Raw genomic sequence first — 24,938 nt, 5'->3', positions numbered from 1 at the left:
ACCGTTCGGTGCCCTTGTGTCGCATTGGTGCCTGCCGGCATTATCCAGGATTTTTTGATGAAATGCATGATCTTTCGTCGAAAGCACGATCTTCAATTGGCGGATCATGCACTCCGTCCCCCCGGACGACATGTCCTGACTTGAATTGTCGCGAGACATTGGATCTGACGGAAAAAGCCCCTTCGATGGAAATCGGGGGCTGATGAAATGTCCAAAAGATATCGCTCGGACGAAAAAAATGAAACAAACGGATTCTGGGGGGCTTGGGTCACTTTTTTTGTAATCTGGATGGCCGTGACTGCATCGACCGAATTGGCGCGCATGGCTGCGGGCCTCATTGTCTCGTTCGGAATTGCTATTTTGGCAAGCCGCATGACGGATTTTTGGGATGGATTCAGCCTTAAGCCGCGTCAACTCGCTGCCGGCCTCCGCTATCTTGCCGTCTTCATGCGGGAGATCGTCAAATCCAATATTTCAGTTATGGGTTATGTATATTCTCCACGCGTGAATATCTCGCCCGTGACGATGCATGTCTCCACACGTCTCGCCCGGCCGCGAGAACGGCTTGCGCTCACCAACACCCTGACTCTCACACCGGGGTCCCTGGTGATCGACCTCGAAGACGAACGGATCCACCTTCACCTCCTCGACAGCGCTCTCGTCGCCGGGACAGAGGGCAGCGTCCGCGAATTCGAAACACTGGTGGAGAACGCGATTGGCTGACCTTCTGATCCAGGCCTCAGGCGTTCTTGTCGCCGGTGCCATCCTCTGCAGCCTCGTGAGACTGGCCATGGGACCCACACTGATCGACAGGATCGTCGCGCTGGACGTGCTGACCATCGTCGCAATCGTGCTGATCGCCGTCTACGCGCATGTGTCGGGCCGGACAGCCTATCTCGACGTCGCGCTGACCTATGGCCTGCTCAGCTTCGTGTCGGTTCTCGCCGTCGCCCGGTATTTGGAGCGCGGCCTCTGATGCTCGACATCTTCATCATCGTGATCTGCGCGGCAATCCTGCTCGGCGGGGTTTTGGCGGTTGTGCTGTCCGATGTCCTGATGGCATCGGTCAGCGCCGGCGCGGCTGGTCTCTTCGCGTCGCTCGCCTTCCTGCTTCTCGGTGCGCCAGACGTGGCAATGGCCGAAGCCGCCATCGGTTCGGGACTGGGGATCTTCATCTTTCTCTACGCTCTCAAGAAGGCCGGGTATCCGGGGAAATCCGACAGATGATCGAACTCGTTGCCAGCTTTCTCATGTTCATTGGCTCCGTCTTCGTCTTTTCCGCCGCCCTCGGGCTGCTACGGATGCCGGACCCGATCAGCCGCCTGCAGACGGGCACCAAGGCGACCACGCTTGGCGCGGGCCTTATCCTTTCCGGGCTGGCGGTGCTGCACCCTGAACGCGCCGTGCAATACGTGCTGATCATCGCTTTCGTCTTCATCAGCAATCCGATCTCCTCCCACGCGCTGGCGCGCGCCGGGCTGAAGACAGGACGGACAGAGGGGGACGTTCCTGAAGGGGAAAGACCGGAGGAACGTGCACAGTGACTGGGCGAACGGTCCATCTCGGCCTGAGCGCCCTCGCGCTTGCCGGTCTGGCATTTGCCTTTTCGCGGCTCGTCGGCGCCCATGTCGAGCCCACCGCGCTTGGCCAACTCGCCGCCGGTTACATCCGGCTCAGCCCGGAAGAACTGTCGGTCCCGAATGTCGTTACCGGTATCCTTCTCGCATATCGCAGCTTCGACACACTGGGAGAGGTCGCCGTGCTCTACATGGTAGCCGCGAGCCTCGGTCCGCTGCTGCAACCGATGGACAATCCCGTTGCGTCAGAGACACCGCGCCTGTCCGAGAATGCCGGTGAGATCATCCACAGCGGTCACTTCGCCCTGCTGCCGCTGATTGGCGTTTTCGGGGCCTATGTGATCCTGTTCGGCCATCTGTCGGCCGGTGGCGGCTTTCAGGGCGGCGCGATCATCGCCACCGGCATCGAGTTCTACATGATCGCCCGGGTGGCTTCGGCGATCAACGTGAAAGCGTTCAGCGCCCTGGAGTCGGGCGTCGGGGTTCTGTTCGTCGCGGTCGGAGTTTTCGGCCTGGTTTTCGCCGGCGGCTTCCTCGATCCGCGGTTCCTTCCCGCCGGGGAACTCGGCCATTTCGTCAGCGGCGGCGCGATCCCGCTGGTTTCCTTGTTGCTTGGGATCAAGGTTGCCGCGGAGCTCTCGGTCGTCCTCGAAAGGTTCCGGGGTTAAGGCCGTTGGGGGAGCTATGACTGCACTTCCGGTTTCAACTGTCTTGATGGTGACAGGTTTCGGCCTCGTCCTGCTCGGCTATTCCGCGATCCTGATCCATCGCAACATCCTGAAGATGGTGATCGGATTCAGCCTCGTCGACAGCGGGATTGCAATCATCGTTGTTGCATTGGGTTACGTTCAGGGTGGCACGGCACCCATCCTCGACGCCGACACGACCGCCGCGACAGTCTTCGTGGATCCGATCAACGCGGCGCTGGCGGTGACGGCCATTGTCATCGGTTTCGCCGTGACCGCGATCACTCTGGCCTACGCCATCCGCCTCTACCGGCTTCACGGCACGCTCAACGTCGACGCTTTCACGGAGAGCCGCGAATGAGCGCACTTCACCTGCACCCCCTCGGGATCTATCTGTTCGGTCTCGGCGGCGGTTTCCTGCTGCCAATCCTCTATCAGGTCGGAAAACGCTGGCTGCACGCCGGGTTCGTCGTCGCGATGCTTGGTATGACCCTCTGTGCGGTCGTTCCGGCGCTGTCGGTGCTGCAATCGGGCGAAACGATCGAGATCACCACGGCCGGCGCCCTGCCGCCGGTATCGATCAACCTTCGCTTCGGGCCGTGGGAAGCCGCCGTCTCGGCCAGCGCCACGCTCGCTGCCGCGATGCTGGCCATCAGCTTCTGGCAGACGATCCGGACCAAATACGTGCCGCTGCTGCTTTTCCTGATCGCGACCATGGGCGTGAACGGCCTCATCCAGACGCGCGACCTCTTCAACCTGTTCGTTTTTCTTGAGATCCTGTCGGTCGGAACCTATGGCCTGCTGGCACTTTCCACCAGTCGTGCCGGTGTCCAGGCGGCGTTCAAGTACATCACTGCAACAATGGTCGCCTCCGCGCTGGTCTTGCTTGGTGCGGTGCTCCTTTACAAGGCCACCGGTCATCTCAACATCGACCTGCTGATCGAGGCGGCTCCGCCCCTGGCCGCACCGATTGCCGGAACCGCCCTGGCGATGGTCCTCGCGGGATTCCTGATCGAGATGAAACCCTATCCCGCAGGCGGCTGGGGGCTTGATGTCTACGAAACCGCCCCGCCGCCGTTGGCGGCTTTCCTGTCCGTGGTCGGTTCGGCGGGGCTGATCTTCGCCCTGGGCAAGCTGCTGCCGCTCTATGACCAAGCGCTCGGCCTGCTCACCGTCGGCGCCGCGCTGACCTTCCTGGCTTCCAACCTCGCGGGCTTGCGGCAGCAGAATGTCTTTCGCCTGTTAGGCTATTCCTCCATCGGGCAGATGGCCCTCCTGCTCATTGCGCTCGCCGTCCTGACGGACATCGGCGCCAACGAAGTAGCGCCCTACGTCCTGTTCGGGCTGTTCGTAAACCATCTTCTGGCCAAGGCCGGGCTCTTCTGTCTCGCCGGGGCGCTGCGCGCGCGCCGTGTGGATCAGCCGTTGTCGCTCGCCGCCAAACCCGCACTGGCGCTGCTGCTCGGCGTTTTCGTTGTCGCAATCGCCGGACTGCCGCCCTTTCCGGGTTTCTGGGCCAAGTGGGAACTGATCCTGCAACTGGCCGAGGCGCAGCGCCCGGTGCTGATCGGCGTGATCCTGATCGGGTCGTTGTTCGAAGCGGCATACCTGTTCCGCTGGTTCTTCCGAGCCCTTGGCCCTGCGGAGAAAAGCGAGAGCGAAGAGGCGGACGATGCGCTAACGCTCCAGGACGTGCTCCCCCCGGTCGGCTTTGCGATCTTCCTGGCAATCGGTGGTGCGGCCGGCGCCATGGCCTCCGGGGCGCTCACGATTTCCACCGTGCTGCCTTTGCTTGCCGGCGCGGCCCTGCTGCTGGCGGAGCCACTTCCCGGGCGCATCAAGGCGGTCGCGATGCTGGCCATCGTCGCCGCGGGCAGCCTGCTGCTTCCCCGCCCCGAGGGGATCGCCGGCCTCTTCGGCCCGGTGCTGCTGGCCGGTGGTCTCGTCATCGCATTCGCGGGTATGGCATGGCCCGGTCCGCGGCGCGGGCACTATCCATGGGTCGCCGTGCTGCTGCTCTCGATCCAGTCGCTCCTGGCGGCGCCTACCGGGTTGGCCTTCTACACCGCCTGGGAATTCGTCACGCTTGCCTCGGCGTTCCTGATCGCCCGTCGGGAGGCCGCGCGCGGCGAGGCCCTGCGCTTCCTGATCTTCTCCCTCGCGGCGGCCTTCTGCCTGATGGCGGGGTTCGCGATGATCGCGGCCGATGCCGGGACGCGGTCGATCTACGCGATCATCGCCCTTGGCTCCGGCGACGGGCTCGGTGTTGCGCTGCTGGTCACAGGCTTCCTGATCAAGGCGGCCGCCATCGGGGTGCACGTCTGGCAACCCGGCGCCTATGCCGAGGCCACCGACGATGTCACCGCGCTGCTGTCCGCCGTGGTCAGCAAGGCCGCGATCTTCGGCCTGTTGCTGACCGGATACCTGGTGCTGCGCTCGCAGATGGAAGTCGAATTCGGGCGCACGCTCGCCTGGATCGGGATGGCCACCACCATCGCCGGAGCGTTGCTGGCGCTGCGCCAGGCCGAGACGAAGCGCCTTCTGGCCTATTCCAGCATGAGCCAGCTGGGATACATCGTCACCGCAATCGGGCTGATGGGGCACCTCGGATGGGTGACGGCGCTCTACCTCGTGGCCAGCCACATGCTGGTCAAGGGCATCCTGTTCCTCGCCGTCGCAGGTGTTGCGCACCGGACCGGAAGCAGCCTGCTGGCGGACGCGGGCGGGTTGCTGCGCGCCATGCCGGTCACCGCCGCAATGGTCGCGGTCGCGCTCCTTTCCATGTCGGGGCTGCCGCCGCTGATGGGTTTCGGCTCGAAATGGCTGCTCCTCGCGGCAATGATGGAGAAAGGCTGGGCCGAACTTGCCATCGCCGGCGCGATCGCAACGTTCCTTGGCCTCTGGTACATGGTCCGGCTGTTCACCGCGCTTTTCCTCGGCCCGCCCGCCGCTGGTGGCGCTCGGGGCGAAGCGTCGCCGGCGCTTCTGCTTCCCCAAGTCCTGCTGGTGGGCGGCATCCTCGTCCTCTCGTTCTTCCCCAAACTGCTAATGGAGCCGGTTTCCGCCGCCATCGACCCGGAGTTTGCCGCAACGCTGGTCTGGCAGGGGCAATCGCTCGAAACGATCTACGGCCTCTGGGATCCGACGCCGATGATGCTGAGTGCCCTGGTCGCGGTTGCGGTGCTGACGCTGCTCTGGTGGACCGCCGTCAGGGATCGGAGGGTCGTCCCGACCGCCCGCGCGGCACTCGTTTCCGCCTCGCCCCTGCCGCCGGCGCTCATGCCGCCACTCGCGATCACCTTCTGGCGGGGCGTGACGGCGGGCACGAACCGGGTCGCGGATACCGTACGGCGCATCTACACCGGCAACGCGCAGACCTATGTTTTGCTGACGCTGCTCTACTTCCTCGCTGTTGCTGTGGCCCTGCCCTTGATCCCGGCTCGCTGAGTGCCGGGTCCGAGATCATCGACCGCTTCAGCGACCCGGCGCTGTTCAACAAGCTATCCGGCCCCGCTGCGCAGGAACCAAGAACCGACGACCAGTCTCTGGTGAACCCCCTTGGTCCGGTCGATTTCGACCTTGGCTCGAACGCCGGGAACGTCTCGCTCAACCCGCTGTTCTCGAGCCTGATCCCCGGCCCCGAGGACGAAGCGGTTTCGGTCGATAGCACGCGCATTGCGGGCATGACCGACCACATCGTGCTTCCGGTCGGCCACACCCTGCTGATGAACAATCCTTTTGTCGTCGCGCAGACCGTTTCGTTTCTGGAAACCGGAGGGGTCGAGCACGACCCAAGGTATCGTGAGTTGGTGGAACGTATTGCTGGCCGTTGACCCCATGCAACCAGTCACGTCAGGCACTTACGGGGAATCAGGCAGCCGGATGCCTCAGCGGCGCACTTTCCAGACCGCGAATGCGACGAGACCAAGCGCCAGCAGGGCGACCGCGGTTTCGATGCCGTGGGGATGGTTGTGTGCAATCGGGCCGGCTTCGTGCGCAACGACCGGAGAAGCGACCAAGACGCCGATCAGGGCAGCAAGACGTTTCATAAATGAGAACTCCGTTTCTAATAGGTCAGATCGCATCCTGAAAGACAAACGCCCTTCTGTCCACAGAAAACGCGACGCCGCTACAGGCGATATCGCCGAGAGCCCGACTGACACACGAATAATGCCAAGGCAGCCATGGACCCGGCTGCCAGAAGAGAATCCCTAGGACCGGAGCAGTTGGAGATACCTCCTTTGAGAAACCTTCAACCGCATTTTTCCTGCATTTGCCGAGTAACCCAGCTCGTTCTCTTGTTGGTGGCCGTCCTGCCCTTGCCGGCGTGGACCGACGGCGAGACCCGGATCGAGCGGTTTCTTCAGAACAGGTTGTCGGGCGCAGGGCGAGAGGTAGGGGTCACCGGGTTTTCCGGCGCCTCGTCGGGCGCTGCGCGGGTGGACGCGTTGACGATTACCGCCGCGGACGGTGTGTGGCTGACGCTGCGCGACGCGGAACTCCACTGTTCTTGAGGCTGGCATTCTTGTGTGCGCCATCCAGCCGACGGGCTGTCGCCCCGCCTCCGGGCAGACGGGACATAGTTGCGGACGAATGCGCCTACAACGGCCTTGGCAGCGACTCGGGATGGCAGTCTTGCGATACATGGCCACGAAGCCGGGCGAAGAAACCCGGCCATCGTTGCACTCACTCCGTGTCTGCGGGCACAGGACGATCCGTGTCCCCGCCCGGCCATGCCTTGCGCCCTTTGGGTTCAGCCCTTCAGCGCGTCGGCGAACTGCTCGCGCAGATTGCGTTTCAGCACTTTCCCGGTGGCGTTCAGCGGCAGCGCGTCGATGAACACGACCTTGTCAGGCACCTGCCAGCTTGCGATCTTGCCTTCGTAGAACGCGAGCAGCTCCTCTTCGCTCGGTGTTTCGCCCTCTGCCACGACCGCGACGAGCAGCGGCCGTTCATCCCATTTCGGATGATGCACACCGATGACCGCGGCATTGGCCAGCTTGGGATGGGCGACGGCGATGTTTTCCAGCTCGACCGAACTGATCCATTCGCCGCCCGACTTGATGATGTCCTTGGACCGGTCGCGGATCGTCATGAAGCCGTCCTTGTCGATCGTCGCCACGTCGCCGGTCGCGAACCAGCCGTCGTGCAGGATTTTCTGATCCTCCATCCGGAAATAGCTGTCCAGCACCCAATGTCCGCGCACTTCCAGATCGCCCTGCGATTTGCCGTCGTTGGGCAACACATTGCCATCCTCGTCCACGATCCTCAGGTCGACGCCAAAGGGAGGCCGGCCCTGGCTTTCGCGCAGGTGATGCTGTTCCTCGATCGGCAATTCCAGATGCTTGGCGAGCGGGATGTTGACCGACCCGAGCGGGCTCATCTCGGACATGCCCCAGGCGTGGATGGTATCCACCCCGAAGTCCTGACGGAACTGCTTGATCATCGACGGCGGACAGGCGGATCCGCCCACGACCGTGCGCTTGAGGCTGTCGAGCTTGCTGCCCATGCCCTTGGCATGCGCCAGAAGGCCGATCCAGATCGTCGGAACCCCCAGCGCCATCGTGACCCTGTGGCCGTCTATCAGCTTGACGAGGCTTTCGCCGTCCAGCCCCGGCCCCGGCATCACCAGCCGCGCGCCCACCATGGCGGCGCAATAGGGCACGCCCCAGGCATTGACGTGGAACATGGGCACCACCGGCATCACCACATCCATCGCCGTCAGCCCCAGCGTATCGCTGAGATTGGCGGCATAGGTGTGCAGCAGGGTCGACCGGTGCGAATAGAGAACCCCCTTGGGATTGCCTGTCGTGCCCGAGGTATAGCAGAGGCTGGAAGCCGTGTTCTCGTCGAAATTCGGCCAGGCAAAGGAGTCGTCCCCGGTTTCCAGCAACTCGTCGTAAAACAGCAGGCCCGGCACCTGCTCAGCCATCGCCTCGTCACGCGGTCCCATCAGGACGATATGCTTGAGGTTCGGCAGATGCTCGCCCAGCTTGGCCGCGATCGGCAGGAAGGTCGCGTCCAGGAACAGAACCTGGTCGTCCGCGTGGTTGATGATGTAGATCAGCTGTTCCGGGAACAGGCGCGGGTTGATGGTGTGGCAGACGAACCCTGCCCCCGACACGCCGAAATAGATCTCGAGGTGGCGGCGGTTGTTCCACGCGATGGTGCCGCACCGGGCCTGCGGCTCAAGACCCAGCTTGGTGAGTGCTGAGCCGAGGCGGCGGGCGTTGCGGGCCACGTCGCCCCACGTGCAGTTTTCAACGCCGCCCGAGGTTTCCACGGATACGATCTCCGTCTCGCCGTGATAGCGATCGGCGTGATCGATCAGGGACGAAATCAACAAGGGTGCAGTCATCATCTGGCCGAGCATGGCAGGTTCCTTCCTTGGCGACAGGCTGCGGCCTGTGCGGTCAAAAATTACGTGTGAAACTCGGCCATCTCCCCCTGGTCGGGAATGCTGTGAAACAGCCCGTCTCCTCCGGCGGTCAAACTGCCAACGAATATCTGGCTTGGCAATATCGGCCTTGCCCAAATCACGCGTTCTGGATACCCGTTCCGCTTATGACCTTGCGTTACCATTCTCCGCTCAGCCCCGAGGAACAGATCGACTTCGGTCTGACCGCCCCGCAGCCGGCCGCCTTGGCGGACCGGGTGCGCTATGCGGAGCTCGACGTTCTGAATCACGTGAACAACAAATCCTACATGGGATGGTTCGAAACCCTGCGCGTCGCCTATTTCGACATGTTCTGCGCCCGATACTACGCCGGTCAACCCCTTCCACGGACGGTGTTGCGGAATGCCGACATGCGGTTCATCAAGGAAATGCTGATGGGCGAGGATTATGTCGCCACCGCGCGGGTTACGGCGTTTCGCAACTCGTCCTATACGGTTCACCAGGAACTTTGGGCGGGCGATCTGCGCGCAACGCTGACCGGTGTCATGGTGATGTTGCATCCGGACGGGTCGGGCCGCTGGCCGCTGCCGGACGGGCTGCGCCGGCATTTCGCAGAAAGCGACGGCGCCGTCGCCGAGAGCTAGGTTTCGGCCTGCGCCAATTGGCCGGGCGTTTCGCGGATCGGAAGGTGCAGCAGAGTCGCCAGCAGCGCCAGCCCGATGGCCGCCCACCACATGCCCTGATAGTCACCGGTCGCATCATAGATCCGGCCGCCCAGCCAGGCTCCGACAAAGGCCCCGGTCTGATGGCTGAAGAACACCAGCCCGGCGAGGGTCGACAGGAATCGCAGCCCCTGGGTTTGCGCGACCAGACCGGTCGTCAGCGGAACCGTCGAGAGCCAGAGAAGCCCCATGAAGGCCGAAAAGACATAGACGCTTGCGGGCGACAGCGGGATCAGGACAAAGGCGGCGATGACCACCGCGCGCGAAAAGTAGATGCCGGCCAGAGCGTTTTTCTTGGAATGCCGCTGACCTGCCCAGCCGGACAGGAAGGACCCGGCGATATTGAACAATCCGATGATCGCCAGCGACCAGGCCCCGATGACCGGCGCAAGCTGGTGGTCGGCGATATAGGCCGGAAGATGGGTCTGGATGAAAGCGACGTGAAAGCCGCAGACGAAGAAGCCGAAGAACAGCAGTACATACGAGCGGTCTCCAAAGGCTGTCCGCACCGCCCGGGCGAACCCGTCGCCGGCGCCGTCCTGCGCCGTGGGCCGGGACACGCGCGCAATGAACACAAGCACAGGCAGGATCAGCAGGAAACTGGCCGCGATCACCAGAATTGCCGATTGCCAGCCGATCAGGCTCATCAGCAGCGACGACAGCGGGGCCGCAACGAACATGCCCGTCGATGCAGCGGCGGTTCCGAGACCCAGAACGAAACTGCGCCGTCTGGCGTCCACCACCTTGCCCAATGCCACGATCACCACCGGAAACGAGCAGGCCCCGGTTCCCACCCCGACAACCACGCCCGAGGCGATGAAGACGGCCGGGTCTATGACCGCGCCGCGCAGGAAGAACCCCAGCGCCGAGACGACCGCGCCAAAGGCCAGCACACGCGCGGTTCCCTGACGGTCTGCGACCATGCCGGCCAGCGGCTGGGTCACGCCCCAGCAGAGCGCCTGAATGGCCATCGACAGGGCAAACACCTCGCGCCCCCAACCAAGGTCCAGGGACATCGGCCTGAGGAAGACGCCGAACGTGGCGGCAAAGCCGAAGCCCACGAAGGCGACGATGCACCCCGCGACGATTGCCGCCGTCGTGTCCGAATGCGGATCCTGACCCATTTGGCCCTCCGGAAGCTGGTCTTCCGCAGGCTAAGGCCCGGTGCGCGATCCGCAAAACGAAAACCGTCTCAGGCTCGTTCAGGCGCCGCCCCCGTGACGATGGACATAGTCGACAAGCGCCGCGGTCGACCCGTCCTTTCCGGCGGCGCTTTCGCTGCCATCGACGACCGGCCCCAGCGAAGTCGCGAGTTCCTTGCCCAGTTCGACGCCCCACTGGTCGAAGGAATTGATGCCGAGGATCACGCCTTCGACAAAGACCCGGTGTTCGTAAAGCGCAACGATCTGGCCCAGCACGAAAGGCGTGAGTTTCGGATAGATCAGTGTGACCGACGGACGGTTGCCGGGGAACACCCGGTGGCGGGCCTGCCGGTCCAGTTCAGGGTCGGAAAGGCCCCTGCCTGCGAGCATGGCGCGCGCCTGTCGCAGCGACCGGCCCCGCATCAGGGCTTCGGACTGGGCGAGGCAGTTCGCCACGAGCAGCCGGTGGTGGTGCGCCAGTGCGGCCTCATGACCCTGCGCCGCGACCATGAATTCACAGGGCACCACCGCGGTTCCCTGATGGATCAACTGGTAGAACGCATGTTGCCCATTGGTGCCGGGTTCGCCCCAGACCACGGGGCCCGACGGCCCGGTCAGGGCGCTACCGTCCATCGCAACGCTCTTGCCGTTGGATTCCATTTCCAGCTGTTGCAGATAGGCCGGCAACCGAGACAGCCGCTGATCGTAGGGCAGAACGGCGCGGGTCGCGTATCCGCAGACCTGATTGTGCCACAGTCCCACCAGCGCCAGTATCACCGGCATGTTGTCCGCGAAATCGGCGGAGCGGAAATGACGATCCATCGCCTGCGCGCCGCGCAGGAAGGCGTCAAAGCCAGCCGGACCGATGGCCAGCATCAGCGACAGGCCCACCGGCCCCCAGACCGAATAGCGCCCCCCGACCCAGTCCTGAAACCCGAACACGTTCTCGGGCATGATGCCGAATTCCGCCGTTGCCCCCGGCGCGCTCGACACTGCGGCGAACTGCCTTTCCGGATCGCCGCCGCCCGTCTGCATCCAGTCCCGCGCCGTGCGGGCATTGGTCATGGTTTCCACGGTGGTAAAGGTTTTGGACGCTACTATGACAAGCGTCGTTGTCGGGTCGAGCCCGCGCAGGGTATCGGCGATATGCGCGCCGTCCACATTGGACACGAAATGGCACCGCGGTCCGTCGTGGTAAGGCGCCAATGCGGCGACGGCCATTGCCGGGCCAAGGTCGGACCCTCCGATCCCGATGTTGATCACGTCGGTGAACGGGCCGCCAACGCCCATGGCGGCACCTGTCCGGACCGCGTCGCAGAACCCCCGCATCCGCGCCAGCGTGTCCCGGATGCCGGGCATCACATCCGCACCATCGACAAGAACGGACCCGCCATCGAGATTGCGCAGCGCGGTATGCAGAACGGCCCGGCCTTCGGTTTCGTTTATCGGCGCTCCGGTGAACATGGCTTCGCGCCGTTCGGCGACACCGCCGGCGTCGCACAGTGCGACCAGCCCTGCCCTGGCCGTGTCATCCAGCGCCGTCTTCGAGTAATCCAGCATCAGATCCGCCGTTTTAACGCTGAACCTGTCCGCCCGCGCCGGATCGGCGGCGAACAGATCCGCGATCCTCGGCGCTGCCCGGTGCAGAGCCCTGAGATAAGACCAGTCCGGCATGCTCTATTCCGCCCAATGTATCGTCATGTCCCCGAGCACCGCCTGGACCGGCGCGGTTTCCGGCGGCAGCGACAAGGCCCGGTCCAAGGCCGCCCGCTTTTCCGCGCCGAAGATCACGAGATGTTTCGCCAGCGCCTCGTCAAGCACCCGCGCCGACAGGCTGACCCGCGCCTCGGGCACCGCGTCAGGTCGCATCGCCACCACGGCCGGCGCGTCGCGGTCCAGCGCCGCCGTCAACCCTTGGGCCCCCGGAAACAACGAGGCCGTGTGCATGTCGGTCCCCATCCCCAGCAGCAGGACCGAGATCGGCAATTCCGGCGCAAGGCTTTCTTCGATCTCGGACAGCACTTCCTCCGGCCGGGTCACATTTCGATAGAGCGGCAGATAGGTTGCTTCCGCGGCCGGTCCGGTCAGCAGGCGCGACCGGATCAGCCGCCCGTTCGATCTCGGATCGCTTTCAGGCACCCAGCGTTCGTCGGTGGCGAAGACGCTCACCCGGCTCCAGTCGAGATCGGCGGCGCAAAGCGCGTCGAACACCGGCCCCGGCGTGCTGCCCCCCGGCACGGCGAAGGACGCGTGATCGCTCGTCAACAGACGCGAATTCAATGCCCCGGCCAACACGTTCGCAAGACCGATAGCGGCCATTTCCCGGTCCGGATAATCGACGACATTCATGGTTTTATCCCCCTCCAGGCCCGGCGGTCCCGTTGCATCAGAAGATCGGCATCGCCCGGACCGTTGCTACCGCTTTCATAGGGTTTTGGCACCTCCCCGCGCGATTTCCATCCGGCGATGATCGGGTCGGTCCAGGCCCAGGCGGCTTCGACCTCGTCACCGCGCATGAACAGGGTCTGGTTGCCCCGGATCACATCCATGATCAGACGCTCGTAGGCATCGGGCGGGTCTTCGCCTTCCGGCCCCAGCGCCTTGGCGAAGGTCATGTCCAGCGGCACATCCACCAGCCGCATGCCCCCCGGACCCGGTTCCTTGATCGTCACCAGAAGCGTGATGCCCTCGTTCGGTTGCAGGCGGATCGACAACACGTTGGCGTGCCGGCCGGCTTCCTGGCCAAAGATCGAATGCGGCGCGTCCTTGAACATCACGTTGATGACCGAGGACCGCGCCACCAGTCGCTTGCCCGTCCGCAGGTAGATCGGCGTTCCGGCCCACCGCCAGTTGCTGACATGGGTCTTCAGCGCGATGTAGCTTTCGGTGCTGCTGCGCGGATCGCCGACCGCATCCCGGTAACTGGGATGGGCGCCATCCTGCGCCTCGTACTGGCCGCGCACGATGTGATGCGGCTCCACCGGATCGAGCGCGCGGATCACCTTCAGTTTCTCGTCGCGCACCGCATCGGGATCGAATTTCGCCGGTGGTTCCATGGCGATCAGGCACAGAAGCTGCATCAGGTGATTCTGCACCATGTCGCGCATTGCTCCGGCCTTGTCATAATACTCGCCGCGCCCACCGACCCCGACGGTTTCGGCGACGGTGATCTGGATGTGGTCGACATACTGGCTGTTCCAGAGCGGTTCGAACAGCATGTTGCCGAACCGGATTGCCATCAGGTTCTGAACCGTTTCCTTGCCCAGGTAGTGATCGATCCGGTAGATCTGACCTTCCTGGAAATGCGCCGCGAGCGTCGCGTTCAGCGCCCTTGCGCTGGCCAGATCGTGACCAAAGGGTTTTTCGACCACGATCCGGGCGTCGTCCGTCGCCATGCCGTGCAAATGAATCCGTTCCGCCAGATCGCCAAACAGCGCCGGACCCACCGAGAAATAGAAGGCCCGGACCCTGTCCGGATGAACCTGGCCCGCCAGCTCCGCCCAGCCTTGCGTGCCGCGCGCGTCGATTGCAACATACTGGAGCCGGTCCAGAAACGCCGCAAGCGCGCCCTCATCGCAGGGCTGTCCGTTGGCAAATTCGCGGATCGCCTCCGCGGCGAAGGACCGGTATTCCGACCGGCTGTGTTGCGTTCTGGCCGCCCCGATGATGGCCGCTTCATCGGGGATCTGCCCCGCGCAGTGACGCCGGAACAGTCCCGGCAGGATCTTGCGCCGGGCAAGATCGCCGGTGCCGCCAAATATGACCAGATCGAAGGGATCGACCGGAATGACACGAGATACCATGCTTTGCCCCACCTGATTGTCCGGCGCCGATGGAAAGCATCTGCGCCCGACTGTATCCACACCCAAGTGTATCACAACTGTGTCAATCGCTTTGCCGCCGCTTTCTCACCGCCCATAGCATAGGCTAGACATCACCAACAGGCCAACACACGGAAAGCATGCATGAAAGACGTCGTCTCCAGATCGGCCAACCACGGGAAATTCCGGGATCCACAGGTCACGGCTGACGGCCAGCCGCGGGCGTCCGTGTCACTGCGGTCTCCGCAAACGCTCTGGTTCAACACCGGAACGCTTTGCAACATCGAATGTGCGAACTGCTATATCCTGAGCAGCCCGACGAATGATGCGCTGGTTTATATCTCCGCCGCCGAGGTCAACGGCTTCCTGGACCAGATCCAGGACCGCGCATGGCCGGTCCGCGAGATCGGATTCACAGGCGGCGAACCTTTCATGAACCCCGAGATCATCGAGATGGCCCGCCTCGCCCTGTCGCGCGGACACGAGGTTCTCATCCTCACCAACGCCATGCAGCCCATGATGCGCAAGACGATGCGCCGGGGTCTGCTGCAACTGCTCAACACCTATGGTGACAGGCTGACGTTGCGGGTGTCGGTCGATCACTTCAGCGCCGAACTGCATGACCGCGAACGCGGCAGGGGCAGTTTTGAACGCACGCTCTACGGGATGGGCTGGCTGCGCGACAACGGGTTCCGCATGGCGGTGGCTGGCCGATCGGTCTGGGGCGACAACGAAGCGGACAGCCGCGCAGGATATGCCGCGCTTTTCGCCAAGCACGGATTTGACATCGATGCGCAGGACCCCGGCCGGACCGTGCTCTTCCCGGAAATGGACGAAACCGCCGAAGTGCCGGAAATCACCACGGCATGCTGGGGAATCCTGAACAAGCGGCCCCAAGACGTGATGTGCGCGTCCTCCCGCATGGTCGTGAAACGCAAGGGCGCGGATCGTCCGACCGTTCTGGCCTGCACCCTTCTGCCCTATTCCGCCGAATTCGAACTCGGCGAAACCCTGGCAGACGCCGAACGCGACGTGCATCTGAACCATCCGCACTGCGCCAAGTTCTGTGTCCTGGGCGGAGCCAGCTGTTCCACGTAACCCAGGCCACGCACACCTGGCGCCGATCCGGATATACTCCCTGCGAATCGGACTGTGGAGTTTGCCTTGCGAAAAGCCTTGTTTCTGTTCGTTCTTTGTCTTTGCTGGCCGGCCCTTGCACAGGCGGACCGCAAGATCGGCCTGGTGATCGGCAACGATGCCTATTCCCAGGTTCCCAGCCTCGACAAGGCGGTCGCCGATGCGGAATCGGTCGCCGTGGCGCTGCGGGCGCAGGGATTCGAGATCCTGACCGCGATCAACGCCGACCGCCGCAACATGAACCGCAGCATTTCCGATTTCACCGGCCGGCTGGAACCGGGCGACAGCGCCTTCCTGTTCTTTGCCGGACACGGGGTGGAAATCGACGGTGAAAACTATCTCCTGCCCACCGATATCGTCGCGCCCGAATCCGGCGAACGCGATTTCATCAAGGCCGAATCCATCGCCCTGTCAGGGTTGCTCGACAGGGTGCGGGCCAGCGGGGCGCGGATGACCATCGCCATCGTCGACGCCTGCCGCAACAACCCGTTCCATACCGCCACGGGACGCAGCATCGGCGGCACCCGTGGCCTGGGCCGGATCACCGCGCCGCAAGGGACATTCGTGATCTTTTCCGCCGGCGCCGGGCAACTTGCGCTGGACGAACTGACCGAAGACGACCCGGCGCGGAATTCGGTATTCACCCGCGCCCTGTTACCCCGGCTGGCGCAACCGGGACTGGAACTGCGGACCCTGATGGCGGAGTTGCGTGTGGAGGTGCGCAACATGGCGCGCACCGTCAATCACCAGCAGTTTCCGGCCTATTACGATGAGTTGCTTGGCGAGTTCTATTTCGCGGACAGCGCCGCTCCGGGCGTGGAGCAGGTGGTGGGTCCGGCCGGCGACAGCGCGCCCGCCCGCATGGCGGCGGCCCCGCCGGATACGATGCGGCAGGATTTCGAACTGGCCCGCTCGATCGGCACGGTCGCGGCGCTGACGGCATTCCTTGACCGCTATGCGGACCGCAGCGAAGCGTTTTCCTATCAGATCGCGGAACAGCTTGTGGCGCAGAAACGCGCCGCCACGGTCACGGAAAACCCTGTCCCCGAAGATGCTCCCTCGGCACCGGACATCCCCGACCGGCGCGACATCATCCGACAGACGCAACTTGCCCTCAACGCCGCCGGATGTTCGGCAGGAGGCGCTGACGGAATCATCGGTTCCCGAACCCGCAGCGCATTTGAAAGGTTCATCGCCGACACCGGGACCGACGTGCAGGGGGCCGACCTTGGCTCTGCACGGGCGCTCGCCGCCCTGCGCGCAGCGGACGGGGCCCGATGCAAGACGGTTGTCACGCAAACACCGGCGGAAATCTCCCCTGGCCAATCCGCGGCCTTCGACCTGACCGGGGGCTGGCAGTTCCGCGCCAGTTGCCCGCTGTTCATCAAGACCACAGGCTCCGTGCGCTATCGCCGTTCGGGGCCGGATACATTCCGGGGCAGCTTGCAGGATTCGCTGGGCCAGACGGCGACTGTCCACGCCACGCTCAGCGGCCGCACGCTGAAACTGGTGCTCTACTGGCCGAATCTCACGACCTACGCGACCGGGACCCTGTCTCCGGATGGCAACAGCTATACCGATGTTTCCAATACCGGCTGCACCGCGACCGCATGGCGCGCGGGCTGATCCCGGCTACGTCCCGACCTCAGTGCAGCGTGAACTCTCCGACCTGGTTGTGCCACTGTCCGGACGACAGCAGCTTGCGATGGGTGAACCGCACCGAGTGAAGTGGCCCTTCGATTTCCCGCTGCCAGAATTCGACGAACTTGAACAGGCCGGGATGATCCGGCGCAATGTCGTAATCCTGCCAGACAAAGCTGTTCAGAACATGGGTGTAGTCCGGCATGCGATAAAAAAGCTCGGCCGTGGTCAGGCCGTATCCCTTGAGCATCAATTCCGTTTCCGTCGGCATCTCGATCACCTTTAAAATTTACCCCTGTGAATCATGATTGCCGAAAAATATTAATTTTCAACAAAAACAGTATGTTATCACTTGTCCGCACCGGCTGCCAATGGTTCTTTCCGCTAAGCATTGCACCTAATATGCCGGGTCTGATAAGGTTGCTCTACTATATATAGTGATGCACAGAAAATGAGCGGACAACGTGAGCGACACGCCGGAACCCCCTGAAAACGCGAATGAAAACCTGACAGAGCGTCCGATCCCGCACGGCCCGACCGTGTCCATCGAATCCGAAATGCGCACGTCCTATCTGGATTACGCCATGTCGGTCATCGTCAGCCGGGCCATTCCCGATCTGCGAGACGGCCTGAAGCCCGTGCACCGGCGCATTCTCTATGCGATGCACGAGACCGGCAACACCCATGACAAGTCCTATCGCAAGTCGGCGCGCCCGGTCGGCGATGTCATGGGTAAATATCACCCGCATGGCGACAGCGCGATCTACGACGCGCTGGTGCGCATGGCGCAGGATTTCTCGATGTCGCTGCCGCTGCTCGACGGACAGGGAAACTTCGGTTCGATGGACGGCGACAACCCGGCGGCGATGCGCTACACCGAGGTGCGGATGGACAAGCCCGCCGCTTACCTCCTTGCCGACATCGACAAGGAAACGGTGGATTTTCAGGACAATTATGACGGCAAGGACCGTGAACCTTCCGTTCTGCCCGCCCGGTTTCCCAACATGCTGGTCAACGGCGCGGGCGGCATCGCCGTCGGCATGGCGACGAACATCCCGCCGCACAATCTCGGCGAAGTGGTCGATGCGACTTTGGCCCTGATCGAAGATCCGGACCTGTCCAGCGAACAGTTGATCGAATACGTGCCCGGACCCGATTTTCCGACCGGCGGCATCATGCTGGGCCGATCCGGCGCGCGCAAAGCCTACCTGGAGGGGCGCGGCAGCGTCATCGTGCGCGCCAAGACCCGCGTCGAGGAATTGCGCAAGGACCGTTATGCCATCGTCGTGGACGAGATCCCCTACCAGGTGAACAAGGCCGCGATGATCGAAAAGATCGCCGAGGCGGTGCGCGAGAAACGCATCGAAGGCATCGCCCATGTGCAGGACGAAAGCGACCGCAATGGCGTGCGGGTGGTGATCGAACTGAAACGCGATGCCACCGCCGAGGTCGTCCTGAACCAGCTCTGGCGGTTCTCGCCGATGCAGACCTATTTCGGCTGCAACATGCTGGCCCTGAACGGCGGACGGCCCGAACAGCTGACCCTGCGCAGGTTCCTGACCGCCTTTATCGACTTCCGGGAAGACGTCGTCGCCCGGCGCACCGCCCATCTGCTTCGAAAGGCGCGGGAACGCAGCCATATCCTCTGCGGTCTGGCGGTGGCCGTCACCAATATCGACGAGATCGTCGCCACGATCCGCGCCTCCGCCGATGCCGCCGAGGCGCGTGAAAAGCTGATGACGCGGCGCTGGCCGGCGCAGCCGATCATGGAATACATCAAGCTGATCGACGACCCGACCCACACCGCCAACGAGGACGGCACCTACAACCTGTCCGAAACCCAGGCCCGCGCCATCCTCGAACTGCGCCTGCAACGGCTGACCCAGATCGGCGTCAAGGAAGTCACCGACGAACTGGAGGAGCTCGCCGGCAAGATCAAGGAATACCTGGAAATCCTCGGCAGCCGCGAACGGATCATGAGCATCATCGCCGACGAACTGCGCGAGGTGCGCGAACTCTTCGCCGTGCCGCGCCGCACCGAGATCGTCGACTGGTCGGGCGACATGGAAGACGAGGACCTGATCGAGCGCGAAGATATGGTCGTCACCGTCACCTCCGGCGGCTGGATCAAGCGCACGCCGCTGGCCGACTTCCGCAGCCAGCGCCGCGGCGGCAAGGGCCTGGCCGGGATGCAGACCAAGGAAGAGGATGTGGTCACCACGCTGTTCGTGGCCAATACCCACACCCAGCTCCTGTTCTTCACCACCGACGGCATGGTCTACAAGCTGAAGACATGGCGGCTGCCACAGGGCGGGCGCACGTCCAAGGGCAAGGCGATCGTCAACATCCTGCCGATCCCGACCGGCGTTTCGATCGCGGCCATCATGCCGGTGGATCGCGATGAAAAGGACTGGGACGATCTGCAGGTCGTCTTTGCCACCTCTGCCGGCACCGTCCGCCGCAACAAACTGAGCGATTTCGCCAATGTCATGCGCAATGGCAAGATCGCCATGAAGTTCGAGGACGAACACGCGGAGACGACCCTGATCAACGCAAGGATCGCGTCCAACGACGATGACGTGATGCTGGTGACGAAATCAGGCCGCGCGATCCGGTTCCCGGCAACCGACGTGCGGATCTTCAACAGCCGCTCCAGCGTCGGCGTGCGCGGCATCCGGCTGGGCGGCGACGACCGGGTGGTGTCGATGTCGATCATTCACCATTTCGATGCGACGCCGGACGAACGTGCGGCCTATCTCAAACGCCGTCGCGCCGTGGCCGGACTGCCCGAGGACCTGGAAACGCCCGAGGTCGAGGCCGAGGACGAAGACACCAACGCCATGGCCACCATCACCCAGGAACGCTACGCCGAGATGTCGGCGGCCGAAAACCTGATCCTGACGATCACCGCCGGCGGGTCCGGAAAGCTCAGCTCCTCGCACGACTACCCGGTCCGCGGCCGCGGAGGACAGGGGGTCGCGGCAATGGACCGCGCGATGCGTGGCGGCGATCTCGTCGCCTCCTTCCCCGTCGACATGGACGACCAGATCATGCTGGCGACGTCGAAAGGGCAGTCGATCCGGGTTCCGGTCGAAGGAATTTCGTTCCGTTCGCGTAGCGCCGGGGGCGTCAAGGTCTTCGACACCGCCAAGGGTGAAGAGGTCGTCAGCGTCGCCTGGATCGCGGATCAGGGCGAGAACGGGGAAAACGGAACCGAATCATGATCCGTGCGGCAGGGAACCAAGACCGCGCGGGCCTCGGCGTTTTCCGCGATTGTCGCGCATGGCGGAAATGGATCATTCCAATCTGAAACCGGACTGATCGGCTGGCTTCTTCTTTGGTTCTTCCCGCCGCCCGGATCCCGCCCGGCGCGGCCTTCGCAGCCGCCGGGCCTGGCAAACCGGGCGACGTGCGGGCCTGACGGGGCAATGCGCTTTGCAAGGCGGGAACGCGGGGGTCCAGCCCCGCGTTCCCGTTGTCACAAATCGTAAAGCTGACCGAATTTGGCGTCGAGATACTGCAACAACGGCGCTTCGTTCGGCGCCATGCCACTGGCCCGTTGGATCACCTCACGGGACTCGTAAAGCCCGCCGAACTGCTGAACATTCTCACGCAGCCATCCCGTCGCCGCCGACGTATCCCCCCGCGCCAGATCGCCGTCCAGATCCGGAAGCGCCGTCCGCATGGCCTGATTCAGGCAACCGGCATAGACATTGCCAAGCGCATAGGTCGGGAAATAGCCGAACAGGCCGACGGACCAATGCACATCCTGCAAGCAGCCGTTGGACGGTCTGTCCACCGCAAAACCGAAATCCGATGCGAACCTGTCGTTCCAGGCGGCCTCGAGGTCCTGAACCTGCAGGTCTCCTGACATCAAAGCCCGCTCCAGGTCGAACCGCAGCATGATGTGAAGGTTGTATTGCACCTCGTCGGCCTCGGTCCGGATGAAGCCATCATGCACGCGGTTCACCGCCCAGTAGAATGTATCCGCGTCGGCGATCCCGAAATCTCCGAATGTTTCGCGCATTTGCGCATACAGCCAACCGGTGAATGCGCGCCCCCGCCCAAGCTGGTTCTCGTAGATGCGGCTCTGGCTTTCGTGCACCCCCATGGATACGCCCTGCCCCAGCGCGCTCAGCGCGAAGGCCGGGTTCACCGCCTGTTCATAGGCCGCGTGACCGACTTCGTGAATGGTGGAATAAAAGCAGTTGAACGGGTCCGTCGCGCTGGTGCGCGTGGTGATACGCACATCCGAACCGCTGCCGGAACTGAACGGGTGAACCGCCTTGTCCAGTCGGCCGCGGGTCATGTCGTAGCCAAAGGCTTGCGCCAGCCGGTGCGCGAGTTCCATCTGCCTGGCCTCGTCGAACGTGCCGGACAGCGCCGGCGCCGCCGCACCGCCCAGAACCGCGGCGCGCAGTTCCACAAGCTTCGGGCGCATCGCGTCGAAGATCGCCGCGATTTCCGCACCGGTCATGCCCGGTTCGAAATCCTGGAGCATCGCATCGTAGACATCGCCACCTGCCGCAAGGGCCGCGCCTTCTTCCCGTTTGAGGGCGATGACCTCGCTCAAGACCGGAAGGAAAGCGGCGACGTTTTCCCCGGCACGGGCGGCCGCCCACTTGCCCTGCGCCTCGGAGGTGACACGGGCGATCTGCCTGGCCAGAGCGCCCGGCACCTTGTTGGCACGCTCGTAGGCCCGGCGGATTTCGCGCAGATGCGCCGCGCCGGTGGCATCCGGAGCCACTGCCGCGGCCAGCCAGTCGCCGACCTGCGGCGCGGACCGGCGCGCATGCAGGACGGATTCGATCGCCGCCATTTCCATCCCCCGCTGAACCGCGGCCCCGCGCGGCATGACGGTTTCCTGGTCCCAGGACAGGCGACCGGCGATCTGCGCCAGCGCGGCTGTCTCGTGCTGATAGGCCAGGAGGTCGTCAAAGGCGCTCATGCCGATTTCCCCCGGATCGAAGCCGCGACCGGATAGGCGGTCAGGAACCGCGCCCAAAGGATCAGAACCCACAGCAGCACCGCCAGCAACTGATGCAGAATCGCGACCGGCCAGGGCGCGCCGTAGAGAACCGTGACGATACCCAGAACGACCTGCAGGCAGAGGGCGGCAAAGGCCGCGTTGAAAGCCACCTGGGTCGCCCTGTGCGCACTCTGCCTGCCGCGCAGCCAGACCACGGTGCCAAAGGCAAGCAACAGGTAGCCCGTCACCCGGTGAATGAACTGCACGAGTCCGGGGTTCTCGAAGAAATTCCGCCACGCCGGTTCGAACAGGAAAGGATCCGGCGGCACGACCTGCCCACCCATGAGCGGCCAATCCGTGTAACTGCGCCCGGCATCAATGCCCGCGACAAGCGCGCCGATCAGGATCTGCAGGAACGCGAAATGCAGCAATCCCGTAGACAGGCCGAACAGCCTCGTTTCTTTGGCGCGGCGTGCCTGCATCAAGTCGCGTTCCGTCCGCCCCAGAAGAAAGACATACCAGGCGATCAGGCCCAGGATGAGGAAGGCGAGGCCGAGATGCACCGCCAGGCGATAGCTCGCCACGTCCGTCGTGGATTCGCCTTGCGTCACGCCCGATGACACCATCCACCAGCCGATCGCACCCTGCACGCCGCCAAGCGCCCCGATCAGGAACAGGCGGCCCGTCCATCCGACCGGTATCCGCCGCGCCACCAGAAACCCGGCAAGGCCGACAGCCCACACCAGTCCGATCACCCGGCCCAGTTGCCGATGTCCCCATTCCCACCAGTAGATCGTCTTGAAATCCGCCAGTTCCATCCACTGGTTCTGAACACGGAATTCGTCGATCTGCTTGTATTTGTCGAATTCGGCCTGCCAGTCGGCCTCGCTCAGAGGCGGGATTGCCCCCGTCATCGGCCGCCATTCCGTGATCGACAGACCGCTGTCGGTCAACCGGGTCAAACCGCCGACCGCGATCATCACGACCACGAGCGCGAAGAGACACATCAGCCATAGCCGGATGCCCCGTCGCGCGCCGCCGCGCCCCTTGTCGATCAGGCCGGTCTGCGTTGCGGGCTTCTCCGCGCCGGACTCCGATACCTCTTCGAAAATGCTGCGTTTCCTGCTCATCTCTGCCTCACGTTCGATCGCCTGCGACCCTAGGGCGCTGCCCCCTGCCCGTCCAGCGGCTTCAGCCGCCGCGGCGTTTCCAGCGGACCATCTGCCGCATGATCCCATGCAACATCTGCACATCCGCCTGCGTCAGGGGCATGCGCGACCAGAGGTTGCGCAGGTTGACCTTCATGTTGTCGGCCTTGGTTTCGGGAAAGAAGAAACCCGCCTCGTGCAGTTGCGCTTCGTAATGCTCCGCCAGTTTCTCGATTTCCAGCCCGCTGGCCCAGCCGGATTTTCCCGCGGCCACGACTTCGGGCGCGACCTCGCCCGTGTTCCGCCGCCATTCATATCCGGTCAGCAGGACGCATTGCGCGAGGTTCAGCGACGGGAAGTCCGGATTGACCGGCACCGATATGATCGCGTTCGCGCGGGCGATATCCTCGTTTTCCAGACCCGCGCGTTCCGGCCCGAACAGAACGGCGACGGTTTCGCCGGCGGCGATCTTTTCCGCCGCGACCTGCATCGCGCGTTCCGGGCTGAACACCGGCTTTGTCAGCTCCCTCTGTCGCGCCGTCGTCGCGAAAACATAGGAACAGTCGGCCACCGCCGCCGGAAGATCGGGGCAAAGCATGGCTTCGTCCAGCAGCCGCCCGGCCCCGCTGGCCATCGCGTCCGCCGCCGGGTTCGGCCAGCCGTCGCGGGGCGCGACCAGCCGCATCCGGTCCAGGCCGAAATTCCACATCGCCCGCGCGGCCGCACCGATGTTTTCGCCCATCTGCGGGCGCACGAGGACGAAGAGGGGTTGAGGATGTTCGCTCGGCATATGCTTCTCCGGGACTGAACCATCGCCATAAAAGGCGATTCCGCCGGTGACAAGCCTTGCCTCGCGCCGCTGGAAAAACCCGCACCGGCGGCATTGGCGTTTCCATCCCGCGAATGATCCGCTACACCGGCGCGAAACAGTCACAGGACCAAGCGCATGGACAGTGCAGAGCAGCCCCAGATATATCTGATTTCGCCGCCGGTGTTCGACCTCGACCAATTTCCCGACCTGCTCGCCCGCGTGCTGGACTCGACCCCTGTCGCCTGCGTGAGAATGGCGATGGCCGGCCGCGACGAAGACCGGATCGCCCGCGCCGCGGATGCGCTCCGGGCCGTGACCCATGCCCGCGACATTGCTCTCGTGATTGACGATCACGTTCTGCTGGCGCAACGGCTCGGCCTGGACGGCGTACATCTCGGCGATGCCGCCAAATCCGTGCGCGCGGCCAGAAAGACCCTGGGAAGCGATGCGATCGTTGGCAGCTTCTGCGGCGCGTCGCGCCATGATGGGCTGACGGCCGGCGAAGCGGGTGCCGACTACATCAGTTTCGGCCCGGTGGGGCCAGGCGCATTGGGCGACGGCAAGGTGGCGGATCTCGACCTGTTTCAATGGTGGTCCGAAGTGATCGAGGTTCCGGTCGTCGCCGAAGGCTGCTTGACCCCCGACATCGTCAGGACCTTTGCGCCCTGCACCGACTTCTTCGGGATCGGCGACGAGATCTGGCAAGCCGACGACCCGGCGGTGGCGCTGGCACAACTGGTCGCGGCCATGGCCTGATCGGTCAGGCAACCCGTTCGACGAACCAGAAGGCTCCGATCAGCGCGATGACTGCCGAAGCCGAAGATCACAACCGGACGGGTCGCGGTTCCCTGGTCCTTGCGACACCGGCGCTTGCGCCGGACCGGAAT

At 63.9% G+C, this 24,938-nt stretch carries 24 protein-coding genes; 14 read left to right on the top strand and 10 right to left on the bottom strand.

Annotated features, from left to right (window positions below; translation table 11 throughout):
- The first annotated feature begins 207 nt into the window (after positions 1 to 207).
- From QO034_RS07225 to QO034_RS07190, 8 genes are all read left to right on the top strand, one after another.
- Positions 208 to 723 carry a Na+/H+ antiporter subunit E gene (locus QO034_RS07225; RefSeq protein WP_284484840.1) on the top strand — a complete coding sequence of 172 codons (516 nt, stop codon included), beginning with the start codon at positions 208 to 210 and terminating at the stop codon, positions 721 to 723.
- Positions 716 to 976, top strand: coding sequence for a monovalent cation/H+ antiporter complex subunit F (locus tag QO034_RS07220; RefSeq protein ID WP_284484839.1), 261 nt, complete (start codon positions 716 to 718; stop codon positions 974 to 976). The genes QO034_RS07225 and QO034_RS07220 overlap by 8 nt, the downstream gene beginning before the upstream one ends.
- Positions 976 to 1,227, top strand: a complete 252-nt coding sequence (locus tag QO034_RS07215; protein WP_284484838.1) for a Na(+)/H(+) antiporter subunit B — start codon at positions 976 to 978, stop codon at positions 1,225 to 1,227. Before QO034_RS07220 ends, QO034_RS07215 begins: the two co-directional genes overlap by 1 nt.
- Positions 1,224 to 1,544 carry a monovalent cation/H(+) antiporter subunit G gene (mnhG, locus tag QO034_RS07210; RefSeq protein ID WP_284484837.1) on the top strand — a complete coding sequence of 107 codons (321 nt, stop codon included), beginning with the start codon at positions 1,224 to 1,226 and terminating at the stop codon, positions 1,542 to 1,544. Before QO034_RS07215 ends, mnhG begins: the two co-directional genes overlap by 4 nt.
- Positions 1,541 to 2,245: a hydrogen gas-evolving membrane-bound hydrogenase subunit E gene (gene mbhE / locus QO034_RS07205; protein WP_284484836.1), complete on the top strand. Its 705-nt coding sequence runs from the start codon at positions 1,541 to 1,543 to the stop codon at positions 2,243 to 2,245. Before mnhG ends, mbhE begins: the two co-directional genes overlap by 4 nt.
- A 16-nt stretch (positions 2,246 to 2,261) precedes the next feature.
- Entirely contained in the window at positions 2,262 to 2,624 is a 363-nt protein-coding gene (locus tag QO034_RS07200; protein WP_284484835.1) for a sodium:proton antiporter, read from the top strand.
- Positions 2,621 to 5,710, top strand: coding sequence for a proton-conducting transporter transmembrane domain-containing protein (locus QO034_RS07195; protein ID WP_284484834.1), 3,090 nt, complete (start codon positions 2,621 to 2,623; stop codon positions 5,708 to 5,710). The genes QO034_RS07200 and QO034_RS07195 overlap by 4 nt, the downstream gene beginning before the upstream one ends.
- Positions 5,711 to 5,811: 101 nt before the next feature.
- On the top strand, positions 5,812 to 6,096 hold the full coding sequence (locus QO034_RS07190) for a hypothetical protein (protein ID WP_284484833.1): 285 nt from the start codon (positions 5,812 to 5,814) through the stop codon (positions 6,094 to 6,096).
- 54 nt (positions 6,097 to 6,150) lie between these two features.
- On the opposite strand, the gene QO034_RS07185 is transcribed toward QO034_RS07190, so the two are convergent.
- Entirely contained in the window at positions 6,151 to 6,312 is a 162-nt protein-coding gene (locus QO034_RS07185) for a hypothetical protein (protein ID WP_284484832.1), read from the bottom strand.
- 192 nt (positions 6,313 to 6,504) lie between these two features.
- Between QO034_RS07185 and QO034_RS07180 the strand changes: the two genes are divergently transcribed.
- Entirely contained in the window at positions 6,505 to 6,777 is a 273-nt protein-coding gene (locus QO034_RS07180) for a hypothetical protein (protein WP_284484831.1), read from the top strand.
- Between the two features lie 239 nt (positions 6,778 to 7,016).
- Here the strand turns inward: QO034_RS07180 and QO034_RS07175 are convergent, their stop codons facing one another.
- A complete protein-coding gene (locus QO034_RS07175) occupies positions 7,017 to 8,636 on the bottom strand; it encodes a long-chain-fatty-acid--CoA ligase (RefSeq protein ID WP_284484830.1) in 1,620 nt (539 codons plus the stop codon).
- A gap of 191 nt (positions 8,637 to 8,827) precedes the next feature.
- On the opposite strand from QO034_RS07175, the gene QO034_RS07170 reads away from it, so the two are divergent.
- Positions 8,828 to 9,304, top strand: a complete 477-nt coding sequence (locus QO034_RS07170; RefSeq protein ID WP_284484829.1) for an acyl-CoA thioesterase — start codon at positions 8,828 to 8,830, stop codon at positions 9,302 to 9,304.
- Here the strand turns inward: QO034_RS07170 and QO034_RS07165 are convergent.
- From QO034_RS07165 to zwf, 4 genes are all read right to left on the bottom strand, one after another.
- Positions 9,301 to 10,506, bottom strand: coding sequence for an MFS transporter (locus tag QO034_RS07165; RefSeq protein ID WP_284484828.1), 1,206 nt, complete (start codon positions 10,504 to 10,506; stop codon positions 9,301 to 9,303). The two genes, QO034_RS07170 and QO034_RS07165, sit on opposite strands and share 4 nt — an antisense overlap.
- A gap of 78 nt (positions 10,507 to 10,584) precedes the next feature.
- Entirely contained in the window at positions 10,585 to 12,198 is a 1,614-nt protein-coding gene (gene pgi, locus QO034_RS07160) for a glucose-6-phosphate isomerase (protein ID WP_284484827.1), read from the bottom strand.
- A 3-nt stretch (positions 12,199 to 12,201) separates the two neighbouring features.
- Complete coding sequence (gene pgl / locus QO034_RS07155; protein WP_284484826.1) at positions 12,202 to 12,873, bottom strand: 6-phosphogluconolactonase; 672 nt, start codon at positions 12,871 to 12,873, stop codon at positions 12,202 to 12,204.
- The gene (zwf, locus tag QO034_RS07150; RefSeq protein WP_284484825.1) at positions 12,870 to 14,327 is read right to left on the bottom strand and encodes a glucose-6-phosphate dehydrogenase; all 1,458 of its coding nucleotides are present in this window, start codon (positions 14,325 to 14,327) and stop codon (positions 12,870 to 12,872) included. The genes pgl and zwf overlap by 4 nt, the downstream gene beginning before the upstream one ends.
- A 162-nt stretch (positions 14,328 to 14,489) precedes the next feature.
- Between zwf and QO034_RS07145 the strand changes: the two genes are divergently transcribed.
- Positions 14,490 to 15,443, top strand: a complete 954-nt coding sequence (locus QO034_RS07145) for a radical SAM protein (protein ID WP_284484824.1) — start codon at positions 14,490 to 14,492, stop codon at positions 15,441 to 15,443.
- Positions 15,444 to 15,509: 66 nt separating this feature from the next.
- On the top strand, positions 15,510 to 17,108 hold the full coding sequence (locus QO034_RS07140; RefSeq protein WP_284484823.1) for a caspase family protein: 1,599 nt from the start codon (positions 15,510 to 15,512) through the stop codon (positions 17,106 to 17,108).
- Between the two features lie 19 nt (positions 17,109 to 17,127).
- On the opposite strand, the gene QO034_RS07135 is transcribed toward QO034_RS07140, so the two are convergent.
- The gene (locus QO034_RS07135; RefSeq protein WP_284484822.1) at positions 17,128 to 17,394 is read right to left on the bottom strand and encodes an usg protein; all 267 of its coding nucleotides are present in this window, start codon (positions 17,392 to 17,394) and stop codon (positions 17,128 to 17,130) included.
- A 193-nt stretch (positions 17,395 to 17,587) separates the two neighbouring features.
- Here QO034_RS07135 and gyrA point away from each other — a divergent pair, with 193 nt between their 5' ends.
- Positions 17,588 to 20,347, top strand: a complete 2,760-nt coding sequence (gene gyrA, locus QO034_RS07130; protein WP_284484821.1) for a DNA gyrase subunit A — start codon at positions 17,588 to 17,590, stop codon at positions 20,345 to 20,347.
- A 254-nt stretch (positions 20,348 to 20,601) separates the two neighbouring features.
- On the opposite strand, the gene QO034_RS07125 is transcribed toward gyrA, so the two are convergent.
- From QO034_RS07125 to QO034_RS07115, 3 genes are all read right to left on the bottom strand, one after another.
- Positions 20,602 to 22,071: a carboxypeptidase M32 gene (locus QO034_RS07125; protein WP_284484820.1), complete on the bottom strand. Its 1,470-nt coding sequence runs from the start codon at positions 22,069 to 22,071 to the stop codon at positions 20,602 to 20,604.
- Positions 22,068 to 23,222, bottom strand: coding sequence for a heme A synthase (gene ctaA, locus QO034_RS07120; RefSeq protein ID WP_284484819.1), 1,155 nt, complete (start codon positions 23,220 to 23,222; stop codon positions 22,068 to 22,070). The genes QO034_RS07125 and ctaA overlap by 4 nt, the downstream gene beginning before the upstream one ends.
- A gap of 61 nt (positions 23,223 to 23,283) precedes the next feature.
- Entirely contained in the window at positions 23,284 to 24,030 is a 747-nt protein-coding gene (locus QO034_RS07115; RefSeq protein WP_284484818.1) for an RNA methyltransferase, read from the bottom strand.
- Positions 24,031 to 24,186: 156 nt separating this feature from the next.
- On the opposite strand from QO034_RS07115, the gene QO034_RS07110 reads away from it, so the two are divergent.
- The gene (locus tag QO034_RS07110) at positions 24,187 to 24,807 is read left to right on the top strand and encodes a thiamine phosphate synthase (RefSeq protein ID WP_284484817.1); all 621 of its coding nucleotides are present in this window, start codon (positions 24,187 to 24,189) and stop codon (positions 24,805 to 24,807) included.
- The last annotated feature ends 131 nt before the right edge of the window (positions 24,808 to 24,938 follow it).

This window comes from Sedimentitalea xiamensis (assembly GCF_030164465.1).
GTDB lineage: Bacteria > Pseudomonadota > Alphaproteobacteria > Rhodobacterales > Rhodobacteraceae > Sedimentitalea > Sedimentitalea xiamensis.
The sequence above is the reverse complement of the archived record's forward strand: the minus strand, read 5'-3'. Positions and strand labels throughout refer to the sequence as shown.